This window comes from Microbacterium sp. H37-C3, from assembly GCF_027157935.1.
GTDB lineage: Bacteria > Actinomycetota > Actinomycetes > Actinomycetales > Microbacteriaceae > Microbacterium > Microbacterium plantarum.
Genome location: NZ_JAPVLR010000003.1, coordinates 353329 through 370142, shown reverse-complemented (window position 1 = coordinate 370142; position 16814 = coordinate 353329). Strand labels below are relative to the sequence as shown.

The window sequence follows — 16814 nt, the reverse complement described above, 5'->3', positions numbered from 1 at the left end:
ATCAGCAGCCTTCGATGCGGAACAGGCGTGCTTCGGGACCTTCCGAATCCACGACCACAAGGTGACGACCCGGTGCGAGGTCCTGGATCCCGTCGTAGATCACGGCCTGCGACTGGTCCATGACGTCCTGACGTCCGAAGTCCAGGACATAGTCGATTCCGAGGTCGTCGATCGTTGAGCAGACGGCCGGGTCGGTGTCGATGTTCCGCAGGTGCGAGTTGAGGTAGACGAGTTCGGCGGAGGGAGATCCGAAGATGTGCCGCTGGGTCACTTCGCGATCGGACAGTGCGAGCGCGAGCGACGCGCCGGTCCGCGGGCTTCCGATGATGAGCGCGTCCTCGCTGGTCTCCTCCGGGACCCGATCGAGCAGAGCTCGTTCGTCCGACGTGAGAAGGACGGAGTCGTCTGTGTAGGCGTAGGCCTCACGAACCTGCGAGAGCGCGATGCGGGTGTTGGGGCCGACGGCCACCGAGAAAACCGCGATCACAGCGACGACGAGGGCGAGGACGCGTGCCCAGCTCGGCGCGGAGAGCCGCGCGAGGGCTCGGCGCCCCGCGTCGTAGATCCCGAGTGCGCCGAGGACGGCGACCGGGATGGCGGCCATCGGCAGCAGAGCCGCGAGACGGTTCGAGTCGTTGTACCAGGGATTGGTGAGGAACTCGCGGAGCGGGTGGTCGATACGCAGACCCGAGGCGACGACGAACAACAGCACGGCCACCGCGAAGGGCGCGAGCAGAGGGAGCGACATCGGCCGTCGCGCCGCCACGACCGCTCCGGTCACGAGGAGAACGGCGATCACGATGGTCGGCGTGTATCCCCGAGGTGAGGCCAGCGCTGCCTCACCGAACGCCTGCGCGAGGTTCTGCCAGGGCTTCCATCCCGAGTGCTCAGCAGAGGTGCGGAGGACCGACCACGTCGCGACGCAGACCAGCGCGAAGCCCACCGTGCTTGCCGCGAGCGTCCACCACCCGCGCCGTGACCGTGCCGTGATCGCGCGTGCCAGGAGGGTGCTCAGGACCGTCGCGGCGGAGAAGGCGAGGAGGGCCAGGAAGGCGTTCGGGTGTCCGAGGAAGACGCCACCGGCGAGGAGAGCCACGAGGAGCACCGCCCGAACGACCCCAGCGGTCTTGCGTTCGCCGAGCGCGAGGACCACGGCGGCGAGCCCGGCGGGAGCCATGGCGTAACCGACGAGATTGGGGTAGAGCACTCCCCAGTTGAGGAAGAGCGCGGGGAAGGCGCCGAACCCCGCCGACAGGGCCGCAGCAGCGACGTAGGCGGCTCTGCGACGGTGGAACATCGCCCCGACGAGCGCCATGATCGAGGCGGGCCACAGGATGGCGACGAGGCCGAGGTTCGCGGCGTTGATCCCCGCCGGAATCGAGACCCCCGTCAGCTCGACGACGAGCGTCGTGATGGCGTGCCACGCGTTGGGGTAGCCGCCGATGTCCGAGGTTGCGCCGATCTGGAACGGCGAGGCACTGCCGTTCTGCACCGCGAGGGCGATCGCGTTGAGATGGACGATGTTGTCGAACCGCTGCGCGATGTTCTCCGGGCCGCCGAAGGCGCGTGCGAACAGGATGCCCAGTCCGCCGGCCGATGCCGCCAGCGCGCCGGCCGCGGCAAGCAGTGTGCCGCGGGACGAGGGTGCGTCGCCACTCCCCGCGAAACGGCGCAGCACGAGACCGATGCCCGCGACGACCGCCGTAATGATCGCGAGCGGGATCAGACCCCAACGCAGACCGACGAGCGGAGCGACCGTCGCGGCGACGGCGGCGATCGTGACCGAGACAGCCGGGGCGAAGAGCCAGCGTGAGGGGTTGCGGATGCCCCAGCCAGCGGCCATGACGATGCCGCCCGGGATGATCAGGAGGAGCACAGCGACGAGGATCGACGGAAATGTGCTGATCCAGCTGTCCATTCGATCCCGACTCCGTCACTGCGACAATTCGACATGCCATCGTAGCCGACGCCTACAACGGGCTTTCCCACGCTTTCCTCAGGCCCGTGGAACGCGTCGCGTAGGATCGGTGACGCCCCGCCCGGGGGCGCCCATTCGCTTGCCCCGAAACGAAAGCGTTCGCCCCATGGATCTCCTCATCGTCGGCTCCGGCTTCTTCGGCCTCACGATCGCCGAGCGCGCCGCGGCATCCGGTCGCAAGGTCACGGTCATCGATCGTCGTCACCACATCGGCGGCAACGCGTACACCGAGAACGAGCCGACCACCGGCATCGAGGTCCACAAGTACGGGGCCCACCTGTTCCACACCTCGAACGCGACCGTGTGGGAGTACGTCAACCGGTTCACGCAGTTCACGAGCTACGTGCACCGCGTCTACACGACGCACAAGGGCGTCGTGTACCCCCTGCCGATCAATCTCGGCACGATCAACCAGTTCTTCCAGGCTGCCTACACGCCCGGCGAGGCGCGGGATCTGATCCAGGAGCTCGCAGGCGAGTTCGACCCGAAGCAGGCGAACAACCTCGAGGAGCGTGCCATCGGGCTGATCGGGCGTCCGCTGTACGAGGCGTTCATCCGCGACTACACCGCGAAGCAGTGGCAGACCGATCCGAAGGAGCTTCCGGCCGAGATCATCTCGCGTCTGCCGGTCCGCTACACCTACGACAACCGCTACTTCAACGACACGTGGGAGGGTCTCCCGGTCGACGGCTACACCGCGTGGCTCGAGCGCATGGCGGATCACCCCAACATCGAGGTGAAGCTGAGCACCGACTTCTTCGACGAGTCCCAGCCGCTCAACAAGAAGGCCACCGTCGGTCAGCTGCCGATCGTCTACACCGGTCCCGTCGACCGGTACTTCGACTACACGGAAGGCGAGCTGTCGTGGCGCACGCTCGATTTCGAGCAGGACGTCCTCGACATCCCCGACTTCCAGGGCACGAGCGTCATGAACTACGCCGACGCTGACGCGCCTTACACGCGGATCCACGAGTTCAAGCACTTCCACCCCGAGCGCGCCGATCGGTACCCGACCGACAAGACGGTGATCGTGCGGGAGTACTCCCGCTTCGCGACTCGCGCCGACGAGCCGTACTACCCGGTGAACACGGCCGAGGACCGTGCCGGACTGCTGGCGTACCGCGACCTCGCCAAGGGCGAGCAGGACGTCCACTTCGGCGGACGGCTGGGCACCTATCAGTACCTCGACATGCACATGGCCATCGGCTCGGCGCTGTCGATGTGGAACAACCACCTCGCGTGAGGACGTCGTGGGTTCACTGACGGACCGCGTGCGCGGTATCGCCGGACCGAGGGTGGATGCGGACCGCTGGGGATACCGCGCCGACATCGACGGTCTCCGCGCCGTCGCCATCCTGCTGGTCGTGACGTACCACGTTTGGCTCGGGCGCGTATCGGGCGGGGTTGACGTCTTTCTGATGCTGTCCGCGTTCTTCCTGACGCGCACCTTCTTGCAGCGCATCCACACCGGTGCGCCACCGGATATCGCGCGCCGGCTGATCGGGACGTTCCGGCGTCTCCTGCCCGCCGCCGCGGTCACGCTCCTGCTCGTCCTGCTGCTGGCTCGCCTGTTCTATCCGGCGACGACGTGGCGGTCGCTCTGGGAGCAGACGTGGGCGTCGTTGCTGTACGTCCAGAACTGGATCCTCGCCGCCGACGCGGTCGACTACTACAACCGCGGCGAGGCGCTCAGCCCGCTCCAGCACTTCTGGTCCCTTTCCGTGCAGGGGCAGGCGTTCGTGCTGTGGGCTCTGCTCTTCGCGCTCTGCCTGCTGATCATCCGGCGATTCCGGCGGTCTCCGGATGCGGTCGTCGCGATGGTCTTCGGCGCGGTCTTCGTGATCTCGCTGGGCTACTCCGTCGTACGCACGGATGCCGCCCAGCAGCTGGCGTACTTCGATACGGGTGCTCGCCTGTGGGAGTTCGCTGCGGGGTCGTTGCTGGTCGTCGCGCTCCCTCACCTGCGGCCCGGGCCCGTCCTGAGCATCCTGCTGGGGTGGACGGGCATCGCCGGGCTCCTCGCCTGCGGAGTCGTCCTCGACGTCGAGGGCGGCTTCCCCGGGTACCTGGCCCTCTGGCCGGTCGTGTGCGCGGCGATGGTCGTGGTCTCCGGAACCGGAGACGCCGGCCACGGACCCGCTCGATTGCTCGCGTCGCGTCCCCTCCGGCTGGCCGGCCGCGACGCTTACGGCCTCTACCTTGTGCACTGGCCGATCCTCGTCACGTGGCTCGTCGTCCGCGAACGCACCGAGGTCGGTCTGGTCGGGGGCCTCGCCATCGTCGTCGCCTCCGTGGTGTGCGCGCGACTTCTGACGTTCGCCGTGGACCACCCGGTGCGGCAGTGGCGCCGGGCCGAACGCGGCGTCATGTCGTCTGTCGCTGTCGTCGCTGTCGCCGCGCTCATCGTCGTCGTCCCGGTCGGGACGTGGCAGGGCGTGACCGCGTACCGCGAGCAGAGGGTGGCCGAACAGCAGCTCATCGCGAACCCGGGCGCGCACGTGCTCTTCGACGACGACGTCTCCGAGCCCGACGCGGAACTTCCGATGATCCCGCTCGCGACCGCGATCGAGGACGAGTGGGTTCAGCTCGAGCTCGAGTGCAGCGGCCCGCGCGCAATCACCGACGACATCCTGCACGGCTCCTGCTTCGAGACGCCGGGCACTCAGCGGGCGAGCGAGCTGATCGCGGTGATCGGCGACTCGCACGCGCAGCAGATGACCGCGGCGCTCGTGCCGATCGCGGAGCAGCGCGGCTGGGGCGTCATCACGCTCGTGCGTGGTGGCTGCGCCATGGGCCTCGATGACCCCGGCTTCGATCCCGAGTTCTGCCCGCAGTGGCGCGAAGCGGCGATCCGCCACGTGGAGGCGATCAAACCGTCGGCGGTCATGACCATCGTCACCGCCGCTGATGCGGGCGACGAGGACGAGCGCCTCCGGCCGGGAATCGAGCGGTTCCTCGACCGCATGGACGCAGCCGGCATCCCGATCATCGCCGTGGGCGACAACCCGAGGTTCGGTTACGACATGTTCGGCTGCGTCATCGAATCCGACGACCCGGACGGTTGCTCCATGCCGCGCGGCAGCTCGTTGGCCGCTTCGAACCCGGCACGGATCCTGCAGCGAGAGAGCATCACGCACGTCGATCTGACCGAGTGGATCTGCCCGGATGACGTCTGCCCCGCCGTGGTCGGCAACGTCGCGGTCTATCGCGACGACAACCACCTCTCCAGCTCGTATGCGCGTACGCTCGCGCCGGTGCTGGAGACCCAACTGGGGGAGCGCTGGTGACCCTCGCCCCCCCGCGGGTGGTTCACAGACGCCGCGCTGTATCGTTGGTCGTTGTGCCTGGCGAATCGAATGGAACTCCGCTGTGACCGATAGCGCTCTCGCCCGCTTCGAACGCCTCGAACATGAGCCGCTCGCCCCGATAGCCTCGGGAACGGGGTTCATCGCTTCGGTCAGAGCGGTCTGGGCTCATCGTCAGTTGCTGGCGCTGCTCGTGCGGCGCGACATCAAGGCGCGGTACAAGGACAGCGCGCTCGGGCTGCTCTGGGTGCTCATCAACCCGATCGTCCAGCTCACCGTCTACTACGTCGTGATGGGGCAGTTCCTCGGGGCTGCGCGCGGGATCCCCGACTTCGCTATCTACATCTTCTCCGGCTTGACCATCTACGCCTTCTTCTCCGAGATGCTCTCGGGGTCCACGGGATCGATCGTCGCCAACTCGGGGCTCGTGAAGAAGGTCTACGTACCTCGCGAGATCTTCCCGCTCGCCAGTATCGGGTCGGCGATGTTCACGTTCCTGGTGCAGCTCGCCGTCCTGATCACGGCCTGCTTCATCCTCGGGGTTCCCCCCTTCTCCATGGGGTTGATCTACTTCGTCCCCGCCGTCGGCCTCATCATCGTCTACGGTCTCGCCACCGGCCTCTTCCTCTCCGCGCTGAACGTCTACCTCAGGGATGTCCAGTACCTGACCCAGGTCGTGCTGATGCTGGCGATGTGGGCATCGCCGATCGTCTACGCGTGGACAATGGTCAACCGGGTCTTCGATGAGTTCGGCTTCCCCGCCTGGCTTTTGGAGATCTACACCAACAGCCCCCTGACGCTCGCGGTGCTGGGTTTCCACCGCGCTTTCTGGGTCTCGGGCTCACCGGCCGACTATCCCCCTCATCTGGCGCTCCGAATGGCGATCGCATTCGTGATCGGGCTCGTCCTCGTATGGGCATGCCAACGCCTTTTCGCCCGCCTACAAGGCAACTTCGCACAGGAGCTCTGACCGACGTGACCGAAAACAGGTCTACATCTCCCCAGGATCGACCGACCGGGCCCGACGTCGTCGTCGTCGAGGACGTCTCGAAGAAGTTCACCATCCGTCGAGACAACTCGATCAAAGAGCGCGTGGTGACCTTCGGCAGACGCGGGCGGTTGCACCAGGAAGTGTTCCAGTCCCTCAAGAACGTGTCCGTGAACATCCCGGCCGGATCGACCATCGGGCTCATGGGGCCCAATGGATCGGGCAAGAGCACTCTCCTGAAGATCATCGGCGGCATCATCGATCCGACCTCGGGATCCGTGCGTCGACGCGGCCGGTTCGCCGCTCTGCTCGAACTCGGCGCCGGATTCCACCCGGATCTGTCCGGTCGCGACAACGTCTATCTGAATGCTGCGATCCTGGGTCTGTCGCGGGAGCAGACCGACGCGGAGTTCGACAGCATCGTGGCGTTTGCGGAGATCGGTGATTTCATCGACACGCAGGTCAAGTTCTACTCCTCCGGGATGTACGTGCGACTCGCGTTCGCGGTCGCCATCCACACCGACCCCGACATCCTGCTGGTGGATGAGGTGCTCGCGGTCGGGGACGAAGCCTTCCAGCGCAAGTGCATGGACAAGATCCGCGAGTTCCAGGCGGAGGGCAGGACGATCATCCTGGTCTCTCACTCCGCAGCGCAGGTCATGGAGATCTGCGATCAGGGCGTCGTCCTCCACGATGGTGAGGTCGTCTTCTCGGGGTCCGCGGCGGCAGCCACCCGCGTGCACCGTGAGGTGCTCGAGGGCCGCCGACGCCGCAATGCCGAGAACGCCGACGTGCTCGAAGCCGAACTGCATCCGGAGTCCGAGGAGAAGGCGCCGACGTCCTCCATCGAAGCGGTCCGGATCGAGGCCGCGGACGGCACGACGCTTTCCGATGTGAAGCCCGGTGACGATATCCACGTCCGGATCGTGGTGAATCACGCTCAGCCCTTCGAACGGTGGAACACCGGCGTCAGCATCGACACGCCGTCGGGCCAGCAGGTCCTCGGTACCGGCAGCCGACGCCTGGAGCAGCCGCACGGCCGTGTCGGGGCGGGGACGACCGAGGTGGAGTACGTCATCCGGAACTCGGCGTTCGCGGGCGGGCAGTACTTCGTCAACGCCGAGGTAGCCGATGAGAACGGCTCCTCGCTGGCTGTTGCGTGGCAGGCCGCGACCTTCTTCGTACCGATGGAGCACCGTCAGACGGGAACCGTCCACGCGGAGATTCAGGTGCGCTGAGTTCTTTCGGCTGCTGCCCAGATGCGCCCGCGTGTCGCCTCGGTGTGCACGTCGCGCAACTGCGCGTCGTTGGCGCCGCCGACGACGTTGACCGCGTTCAGCCCGGACGTCTGCGAGCCGGGGATGAACCACCAGTGGAGCGATCTCTCCTCCACTTGACGCGTGCGGAAGCCGTGCGCGACAGCGCAGCGGTGGATCCAGACGTCGTCGGCGGTCGGGCAGATGTCGACGAAGACCGGCCCCTCCTCGCGCAGAGCGTGCTGCAGACCGGTGGGTAACAACTGACCCGATACGGATGTGGCGAAATGGGCGTAGCTGGGCTCGGTGGTCGTGCAGGTGGGCCACGAGCGGTACGGCGCGAAATGCTCCGGGTCGACCATGGTCATGCTGTGCGCACGGAAGGCGATGACGTCATCCGGATAGCGTTCGTGCACCGCATGCAGATCGCGCAGCCAGTTGGGCGGGTACAGGATGTCGTCGTCGGCGGTCACCAGCGGACCGACGGGGTCGACGCGGGAGACATACGGCCAGTACTTCGTGTGGACGCCCCAGCCTCGAGCGACATGCTGAATCTCGAGGCCGCGCGAGCGCAAGCGACGCAGTCGCCAGGGGACCTTCGTGCCCTCGTCGAGCCAGAGGATGATTCGGGAGGGCAACCTGTCTCCTCGCCCGATGGACTCGATGGCCAGCCAGACATCACGGATGCGCTGCCCGTGGGTGGTCATCGTCACGGTTTCGTCGCTCGTGCTGTCGGTGATCGGGTCGCGACTGGTCAGGTTCCGCAGCCACAGCTGAGTGACGTCGTGTGCCACGGGAGGCGGGGGGCTGTCCACAGTTCCGACCGAGTGCGGCAGTCCGCCGTAGCGCACGGCGAGGGTCCGTGCCGCTGCTCGCGTTCGTGAGCGTGCGACTTCGGCCAGGTGGCTCACACGCTGCAGCATGCGCTCCACTTTAGTTCGTCGAGCCTGAGCAGCCCGTGCGCGCACAGCGGCTACGGTTGGACCCATGTGCATGCTGTCCGTGCTGCCGCACGCTTCGTGGGGCTCCGCATGAGCCTCGTCGTCTTCACTTCGCTGTTCGACCGCTACGACTCACTCCTCGAGCAGCCGGTGGCCCGGAACAGCCAGGCTCGGTTCATCTGCTTCACCGACGACCCCGACCTGACGAGTGACACGTGGGAGATTCGTGTCGTACAGCCCGCCTTCGCGGCCGACCCGGTTCGCAGCGCGCGTCTGCACAAGATCCTCGGTCCTCAGACCGACGTCGAGTGCGACGTGAGCCTCTACATCGACGCGTCCGTCCGTTTGAAGGTGACGCCGGAGGAGCTCGTCGAGGCGTGGCTTCCCGACGATGTCGACATGGCGTTGCCGACGCACAGCTATCGCGACAACCTGATCGACGAGTTCGACGAGGTCATCCGCCTCAACTACGACGATCGAGCTCGGGTGTACGAACAGCTGTCCGATTACGCCAGGACCGCTCCCGAGGTTCTCGATGCGCGTCCGCACTGGACAGCCCTCCTGGTCCGTCGGCGTAACGAGCGCGTCGCGGCTGCCATGCGTGTCTGGGCCGATCACGTCCTGCGGTATTCGCGCCGGGACCAGCTGTCGGTCATGCTCGCGCTCGGTGGTGACATCGATTTCCGCGGGATCGACATCGACAACTTCGAATCCCGTTTCCACCAGTGGCCGATCGTGGAGGGACGTCGCGTGCAGCAGGGCAAGGCGCCCTCCCTCCCGGCAGGTCCGCTCGCCGCGGACCTGCGCCGCGCGATGCGTCGTATCTCGGAACTCGAAGCGCGTCTGGCGCAAGCGGCTGAGGAGGGCCTCGAGCGTGCCGAGGCTCAGATCGAGGAGCTCAAGCTGCAGATCGAACAGGGGACCCAGGAACGCGCGCGGATCGAGCTGCGGCTGGACAACAAGACGCGAGAAGCGGTCCTCGCATCGGAGCGGGTGCGCGAACTCGAAGCGCGCGAGGGGGCGGCCGGGCGACTGCTGCGTCGCATCGTCCCGCCTCGGTTCCGGCGATGAGACCTCACCCGTCAGCACGTAAACTCGTCGGGTGAGTCCCGCCGTCGTCGGCGCCCCCGGATCGCCGCGGCGCTACCTCCACTCTCTGTGGCTGCTGTCGGCGCGCGACCTGCGCGTGCGGTACTCCACGAGTGCGCTCGGCTACCTGTGGTCAGTGCTCGACCCGCTCGTGATGAGCGGGATCTACTGGTTCGTCTTCACGCAGGTCTTCCATCGGGACGTCGGTGAGAACCCGTACATCGTCTTCCTCATCACCGCGCTGCTGCCCTGGGTGTGGTTCAACTCGGCGGTCACCGACTTCACGCGCGCCTTCAACAAGGACGCGCGGCTGGTGCGGTCGACCTCCATCCCTCGCTCGATCTGGGTGGGACGCATCGTCTTGAGCAAGGGCATCGAGTTCCTCTTCTCACTCCCGGTGCTCGCGATGTTCGCGATCTTCGGAGGTGCCACGGTCAACGTGGCGCTCCTGCTCTTCCCGGTGGCCGTCCTGCTGCAGGTGATCCTGCTGCTCGGCCTCGGGCTCATCGTCGCGCCGCTCTGCGTCCTCTGGGGTGACCTTGAGCGCACCACTCGCCTCGTCCTGCGGGCACTGTTCTACGCGTCTCCGATCATCTACGGCGTGGCCGACCTGCCGGGCGTTTTCAAAGAGATCGGCGCATTCAACCCCCTGGCCGGCATCTTCACGCTCTACCGCGTCGGGTTCTTTCCCGACCAGTGGGACACGCTGTCCGTGATCGTGGGGGCCGCCGCCAGCATCCTGATCTTCGGCCTCGGCCTCCTCGTCTTCTCGCGCCTCGAGCGTCCGGTGCTGAAGGAGCTGTGATGACGGGACCCGCGATCGAGGTGCGCGACCTCGGTGTTCGCTTCCGCCGGAACCGGCGGGGGAGGCGCAACCTCAAGGACCTGTTCGGCGGTGCCTCGCGCCGAAGCCGCCCGGGGGAGTTCTGGGCGCTGCGCAACGTCTCGTTCTCCGTCGAGCCGGGCGAGTCGATCGGTGTGGTCGGCCGGAACGGGCAGGGAAAGTCCACGCTCCTCAAACTCGTCGCCGGGGTCCTCCTGGCCGACGAAGGCAGCGTCGACGTGCACGGAGGGGTGGCCCCGCTCATCGAGATCACGGGCGGCTTCGTGGGAGACCTCACCGTGCGCGAGAACGTGCGCCTCACCGCGGGCCTACACGGGATGTCGAAGGCCGAGGTCAACCGCCGGTTCGACGACATCATCGACTTCGCGGAGATCGCCGATTTCGTCGACACGCCCTACAAGCACCTGTCGAACGGCATGAAGGTGCGCCTGGCGTTCTCCGTGGTGTCGCAGCTCGACGAGCCGATACTCCTCGTCGACGAGGTGCTCGCCGTCGGCGACCGTGCGTTCCGCGCGAAGTGCTACAAACGCATCGACGAACTGCTCGCGGAAGGACGGACGCTGTTCTTCGTCAGCCACAATGAGAAGGACCTGCGTCGCTTCTGCACACGTGGCCTCTACCTCGACAAGGGCTCACTGATCCTCGACGCACCGATCGGCGAGGTGCTCGACCGGTACAACGAGGACCACAACAGCGGGGCCTGAAGCTCAGCGCTTCGCGGTGCCGAAGATGCTCTCCCACGATTCCGGCGAGGTGAGCTGCCCCATCGCGCGGCGGTAGCGCCGCGACAGCTTCGGCCAGTCGCGCTGGAGCTGCGCGTGCAGTCGCAGGCTCTCACGCAGCATCCGCCGGAAGGCCGCCCGGTCACGGGTGTAGATGTTCTTGCCCGATCCGTCGGCCGCACTCACGAGGGCGCTGTCGTAACGCGGGAGACGCCACCACTGCGCGTCGCCCTTGCCGAACTCCACCTCGGGCTGAGCGACGTTCTCCGGGCGAGGCGCGTGCAGCCAGTGCGACGCGAGGGTCGACAGCGTGAACCAGCGCAGCTTGAGTCCGGTGGGGCTGTCGAAGGTGTGGCGGGGGAGGCGCTTGAACACCTGACGCCCCTTCCGCGAACGCAGCGGTACACCGGTGTCGCGGTGGATGACCGTCTCGGGGAACTCTCCCTGGAGAGCCCGTGCCGCAGGCATGGCCGTCGCGATCCCCGCCGCCATATGCTCAGGCCCTGAGAGGATGTCGCGCAGTGCGCGATGACGCAGCTCGACGGGGTAGTACTGCATCATCATGAGGTGCTTGAGGTCGAGCCGGCGGCTGTGTCGCAGGAGCGTCCCGCCCCGCGGGCTGTTCGAGTGCAGCAGTGCCGCGACGATCCGGTTGCGCGCATGGAAGTAGGCCTGCCAGTCGATCGAGTCGTCCTTGCCGACCCACGACACGTGCCAGAGCGCGACCCCGGGCATCGACACGGTCGGGAACCCGGCGTCGCGGGCTCGCAGGCAGTACTCGGCATCGTCCCACTTGATGAAGGCGGGCAGAGACAGTCCGACCTGGCGGATGATCTCGACCGGGATGAGGCACATCCACCAGCCGTTGTAGTCGGCGTCGAGCCGCATGTGCAGCTCGGGTGACTGGCGCAGGTTCGCCACGGAGAAGTCGTGCGGCATCTTCTCCTGCTGCAGCGTGCGCCACATGAACGGCTCGTCGTCGACGACCTCGGCCCAGGCGTGGAGCTTCGGGCGATCGAGCAGGTCGAACATGTGGGCCCCGACGATCGTCGGCGTCGTCGCGTACCGGCCGAAAACGATCGACCGGCGGAGCGACTCGGGCTCGATGCGGACGTCGTCGTCGAGCAGCTGGACGAAGTCGCTATCCGGCCGCTGCAGGGTCTCGTGCATTGCGCGAGCAAAGCCGCCCGAGCCGCCGAGGTTAGGCTGCGTGATGATCTGAAGCGTCTCGCCGAGACTGTCGGCGACGTCGGAGAAGTCGTGCTGAGCGTCGACGCGGTCCGTTCCCTGGTCGATGAGGAAGATGCGATCGACCAGCTCGAGCACATCGGGCGCCGCATCGAGGGCGCGGAGGGTCGCGACGCAGTAGTCGGGCTTGTTGTAGGTCGTGATGCCGAGCGAGGCCTTGCCCGAGCGGGCCGGCTCCTGCTCGGTCGTCCATTCCGCGCCCAGGAACCGGGCGTCCTCGCGGTCGGCTGCGATGTCGAACCAGATCCATCCGCCGTCGCTGTACTGATTGAGGCTGAGGTCGAACGTGCTGGTCGCCTGGCCGTTGACCTCGCGAGTCTCCAGTCGCTGGCGGGTGCCGCCGCCGTTGGAGCGGTAGACAAGGACGGTGGCCGGGCCCTCGGTTCGCACCGTGAGGGTCACGTCGCGGACCGGGGTCCAGTGCTGCCAGTACGACGCCGGGAACGCGTTGAAATACGTGCCGAACGACACCCGTCGCCCAGCGACGATCCTCGCCTCCGAGCGGCCGAGGATGTTCGACAGCTGGGCCCGAGACGAGACGCGCACCGGCTCCTCGTCGATCTCGGTCCATGTCTCGGGGTCGACGTAGAGGGGGAGGAGGTCGGGGTCGTGCTCGAGAGGGAGGACGGCGCGCTGCAGCAGGTGGGGCATGATCTGTTTTTCCTCAGGGACGGGCCGGCTGATCAACCAGCGGCTGCATCGGCCGCCACGAGCGGTCACGGGCGATGCGCCGGCCGTCGCGGAGGCCGCGGAAGAGGTTCGAGGTGCCCCGCACGGTGCGCTCGACGAGGAAGAGCCGGATGAGCTCCTTGCCGAAAGTCAGCGTCGTCCCGAGGCCGAACAGCACCGGGTTGTAGACGCCCTTCGTGCGGTAGTACTGCTTGATGTGCGCCCGGTTGCGCATGATGTAGTACCGGTAGGCGTCGCTCGAGGCGTTCATATGGCGGATGCCCATGTCCCACTGGCGGATCTCGCGCGTGCGGCGCAGGACGAATTCGTCGACGATGACCGACGTCGTGATGCGCGAGGCGAGCCAGCCGTAGAGCTGGTCGTCCCAGTAGATGAAGAAGCGCGGATCGGGCAGTCCGATGCGGGCGACGATGTCGCGGTGGATGAACATGCCCTCGAAGCAGCCGGAGTTCATCTCCTTGTAGCCCGACTCGCCGAAACCGGCGGGCGCGAAGGGGATGGGGATGCCCATGCGTTCGGCGATGCGGTACTGCCAGTAGAACTCGCTGCCGTCGTAGTCGTATCGGCGACCCTGGATGCTGCGGAACCGCGGCGCCCAGCGTCCCATCTTGGCGAGCCCGTCGGGCAGCACCTCGACGTCGTCGTCCATGAGCCAGATCCACTCGGACCCCAACTCATAGGCCACGCGCACGCCTTCGCTGAATCCGCCGGATCCTCCGGTGTTCGTCTCGAGGCGCCGGTACACGAGCTCGGTGCCCAGTCGATCGCGGAACGACTCGACGACCGCGGTCGTGTCGTCGGTCGAGGCGTTGTCGATGATCACCACGCGACCGGGCTTCGGGTCCATCCGGACGACGCTCTCGAGCAGCCGCGACAGAAGCGCGGAGCGGTTGAAAGTGACGACGGCGATGGTCGCCGATGTCGGGTCGAAAACCTGCGCGCTCACCGGCCCGATCCTACCGTGCGATGCCGTGCGTTCCCGTCGAGGTGTCGTCGGGCAGCCCGGCGGCGGGCGATCCCGGCCGCGCGGCGTCGCGGATGTTCTCGCGCCACGACTTCGACTGCCCGGCTCGCAGCGCGCAGAGGACGAGCATCAGCCAGCCGTACCCGTGGAGGGGGAAGCTCTCGAAGAGGGCGTCGACGAGGACCGTCACGAGGATGAGGGGAGTCCAGGCGTAGAGGATCGACCGGCGTTCACTCGCGACGAGCCACGCGCGTCCCAGGGCCAGTCCGGCGAAGGCGATGAAGATGAGCAGGCCGACCCACCCGAGCTGGAGCACGACGTCGACGTACGCGTTCAAGGCCGAGCTGTGTCGGTCCCCGAGGGCGAAGTTGATCGCGTTGAAGGGGAAATCGGTGCGCGACCACGGCCCGAACCAGCCCCACCCGCGCACCGGCTCGACGCGGACGAACGAGGCGACCTGGTCCCAGAGCTCGGCCCGGATCGAGAAGTCCGTCCCGGCCCCGATCCACGCGATGATGCGCTCGCGCAGCAGATAGCCGACCATCGCGCCGACGATCACGGTGGCACCGAGCACGGACTGTACGGTGCGTCGGAGTGCGTGTCGGGTGCGTCGCACGAGGCCGAGGGCCGCTGTCGCGACGGCCGTGGCGACGGCGAGGACGAGGACGGTGGGGGAGTCGGAGAGAGCCGCGAGGAGCGCGGCTAGCACGGCCGAGAACAGCGAGACACCGGTTCGCACCGACACCGTGCGCCACTCGATGTAGAAGGTGATCAGTGCCAGGACCGCGATGAATCCGAGCGAGTTTCGGGTGCCGAAGATGCCCTGAACCGGGCCGAGAGCGGCGATGTCCCCTTCGATGCCGAGGAAGGTGAACGGCATGTCGAAGAACACACCCGAGAGCAGCTCGAGCAGGAGCGACAGCACCAGCAGCACCCGGAAGACATCTGCGAGCGCACGGACCGTCTGCAGGGTGTCGCGCGTGTTCGCGATGACGACGGCGAGGAACGCGATCGCCGCGAGCGCGAGCCACCCGCTGACGGTCCCGGAGGTGTCGGTCGTCCACGTGACGCTCGCGAGGGCCCAGCCGAGGAACAGCACGAGGGTCGATGGGATGAGGCGCACGAGGGTGAACTCGCGACGGCGGACCAGCAGCACGGCCGCGCCGACCGCGCACAACCCCGCGATCACGGTGAACCAGGTGACCCGGCCCGCGGTGCGGTCGACGAGGTGCTGAGCGAACACCGCGGCGATCGCCGTGTGTGCGAATGCCTGCGCGAACGCCGCGGAGTCGAGGGTGCGGACGACCCAGGAGGCGGACAGTCCGGGCGGAGTCGTCACGCCACGCCTTCGACGGGCGCGCCGCGCTCGATCGGGGCACCGCCCTCGAGGGGCCACGCGGCAGCGAGTGTCGAGCGACGCCGGACGGGTGTGCCGCGAACGGAGGCGGGGGCCTGCTTGATGGCGAAGGCGAGCATCACGAGCAGGAACCAACCCCAGTTCAGCAGAGGCGACGACTCGGTGATGCTCTGGACGAGAAGGATCGTCGCCACGAGCGCGGGGATCAGCAGGAGGCGCGACCGCGGTTCCCGCTGGGCGCCGGGGCGGGGGATGCGGCCGAGCGCCAGGAACCATGCGCGCCAGGTGAAGGCGCCGAGGGCGACGGCGAACAGCACCACGCCCACCACCCCGAGCTGCATGGCGACGTCGAACCAGGTGCTGTGCGCTTGCATCACCGTGACGCCGCGGTCGACGATCCAGCCGTCGAAGAAGGGATCCGTGGGCACCCACGGCACCGAGTAGCCCCAGCCGATGATCGGGCTCTCGGCGAATCGCTCGCCCACCGTCGCCCAGATCTCCTTCCGACCGCTGAGGTCGGAGGAGCGCCCGAGCATCTCGAACAGGGCTTCGCGGACGAGCCACAGGGTCGTGATGAGGGCGACGCCCGTGACGGTGAAGACGATGTAGAGGATGCGGCGGGTGCGCGCTGTGCGCGCGCGTCGCATGAGCAGGACGACCACGATGACGATCGCGATGGCGATCGCGCACATCGCGGCAGTGGCCGACGAGCCGCGCCAGAAGCAGAAGGCCGCCAGCAGCGTCCACGCCACCAGCGGGCCCCGGCGGCCGGCGCGGGTGTTGATCTGCAACCCGAAGACGACGATTCCGAGCAGCGCAATGTAGGCGAGCGAGTTCGCGTTGCCGAAGATCCCCTGGATGCGGTCATCCGTGAAGAGCTTGTCGCGAGACCAGAACATGATCGGGTCGCCCGTGAAATCGGGCCCCGGGCGGACGAAGCCCGGGAGGATCGGCCCGCGCCAGATGAGCGAGACCCACAGCTCGAAGGCCAGGGAGAGCGCCAGCATCCACTTCACCGCCGCAGCGATCGCCTCGATGATCTGACGTCCCGTGAGGACGGACGCGACGAAGATGGCCTGCGCGGTGGTCGCGAGCAGCAGCGCCAGCGTCATGGCGGTCGCGCGTGGCCATTCCGTCCACAGCAGCGAGAGCACCGCCCACCCGACGTAGGCCAGGGCGAACCACGGCAGGCGGCGCCAGCGGCGGCGGGGCCGCTGAATCAGCCAGATCGCCGCTGACACGGTGGTCGTGACGGCGACCACGACGGCCGAGCCGCCGACGCCGATCGCCATGAGCCAGGCCGTGCCCGCCATCGACGAGGCGATGATCAGGGTGCACCAGGCTCGCACGAGCCGGAGCGGGAGGCGCCGCGGCGGTGAGGTCGTCGCCGCATCCGTTCCGGATTCCCCGCGCGTATGACTGGCCATGATGC

At 67.4% G+C, this 16814-nt stretch carries 13 protein-coding genes; 7 read left to right on the top strand and 6 right to left on the bottom strand.

Annotated elements, in window-relative coordinates; translation table 11 throughout:
* Position 1: 1 nt before the first annotated feature.
* The gene (locus O1W71_RS10805; protein WP_269267843.1) at positions 2-1918 is read right to left on the bottom strand and encodes a DUF6541 family protein; all 1917 of its coding nucleotides are present in this window, start codon (positions 1916-1918) and stop codon (positions 2-4) included.
* A gap of 166 nt (positions 1919-2084) precedes the next feature.
* On the opposite strand from O1W71_RS10805, the gene glf reads away from it, so the two are divergent.
* The 4 genes from glf (at position 2085) to O1W71_RS10785 (ending at position 7509) form a co-directional block, all read left to right on the top strand.
* Positions 2085-3221 (top strand): UDP-galactopyranose mutase, encoded by a 1137-nt coding sequence (gene glf / locus O1W71_RS10800; RefSeq protein WP_269267842.1) that lies wholly within the window; start codon positions 2085-2087, stop codon positions 3219-3221.
* A 7-nt stretch (positions 3222-3228) separates the two neighbouring features.
* Positions 3229-5265 (top strand): acyltransferase family protein, encoded by a 2037-nt coding sequence (locus O1W71_RS10795; RefSeq protein ID WP_269267841.1) that lies wholly within the window; start codon positions 3229-3231, stop codon positions 5263-5265.
* 82 nt (positions 5266-5347) lie between these two features.
* Positions 5348-6253: an ABC transporter permease gene (locus tag O1W71_RS10790; protein ID WP_269267840.1), complete on the top strand. Its 906-nt coding sequence runs from the start codon at positions 5348-5350 to the stop codon at positions 6251-6253.
* A 5-nt stretch (positions 6254-6258) separates the two neighbouring features.
* Complete coding sequence (locus O1W71_RS10785; RefSeq protein WP_269267839.1) at positions 6259-7509, top strand: ABC transporter ATP-binding protein; 1251 nt, start codon at positions 6259-6261, stop codon at positions 7507-7509.
* On the opposite strand, the gene O1W71_RS10780 is transcribed toward O1W71_RS10785, so the two are convergent.
* On the bottom strand, positions 7497-8450 hold the full coding sequence (locus tag O1W71_RS10780) for a hypothetical protein (RefSeq protein WP_269267837.1): 954 nt from the start codon (positions 8448-8450) through the stop codon (positions 7497-7499). The genes O1W71_RS10785 and O1W71_RS10780 overlap by 13 nt on opposite strands.
* A gap of 66 nt (positions 8451-8516) precedes the next feature.
* On the opposite strand from O1W71_RS10780, the gene O1W71_RS10775 reads away from it, so the two are divergent.
* From O1W71_RS10775 to O1W71_RS10765, 3 genes are read left to right on the top strand one after another with little or no spacing between them, the layout of a single operon-like run.
* Positions 8517-9539: a glycosyltransferase domain-containing protein gene (locus O1W71_RS10775; protein ID WP_269267836.1), complete on the top strand. Its 1023-nt coding sequence runs from the start codon at positions 8517-8519 to the stop codon at positions 9537-9539.
* 31 nt (positions 9540-9570) lie between these two features.
* Entirely contained in the window at positions 9571-10362 is a 792-nt protein-coding gene (locus tag O1W71_RS10770; RefSeq protein ID WP_269267835.1) for an ABC transporter permease, read from the top strand.
* Entirely contained in the window at positions 10362-11105 is a 744-nt protein-coding gene (locus O1W71_RS10765) for an ABC transporter ATP-binding protein (protein ID WP_269267834.1), read from the top strand. The genes O1W71_RS10770 and O1W71_RS10765 overlap by 1 nt, the downstream gene beginning before the upstream one ends.
* A 3-nt stretch (positions 11106-11108) precedes the next feature.
* Here O1W71_RS10765 and O1W71_RS10760 read toward each other — a convergent pair whose 3' ends face one another.
* The 4 genes from O1W71_RS10760 to O1W71_RS10745 are packed head-to-tail and all read right to left on the bottom strand — an operon-like array spanning position 11109 to position 16809.
* Positions 11109-13022, bottom strand: coding sequence for a glycosyltransferase (locus O1W71_RS10760; protein WP_269267833.1), 1914 nt, complete (start codon positions 13020-13022; stop codon positions 11109-11111).
* 13 nt (positions 13023-13035) lie between these two features.
* Positions 13036-14007: a glycosyltransferase gene (locus O1W71_RS10755; protein WP_269267832.1), complete on the bottom strand. Its 972-nt coding sequence runs from the start codon at positions 14005-14007 to the stop codon at positions 13036-13038.
* A gap of 10 nt (positions 14008-14017) precedes the next feature.
* Positions 14018-15364 carry an O-antigen ligase family protein gene (locus O1W71_RS10750; protein ID WP_269267831.1) on the bottom strand — a complete coding sequence of 449 codons (1347 nt, stop codon included), beginning with the start codon at positions 15362-15364 and terminating at the stop codon, positions 14018-14020.
* Complete coding sequence (locus O1W71_RS10745; RefSeq protein ID WP_269267830.1) at positions 15361-16809, bottom strand: O-antigen ligase family protein; 1449 nt, start codon at positions 16807-16809, stop codon at positions 15361-15363. Before O1W71_RS10745 ends, O1W71_RS10750 begins: the two co-directional genes overlap by 4 nt.
* Positions 16810-16814: the final 5 nt, after the last annotated feature.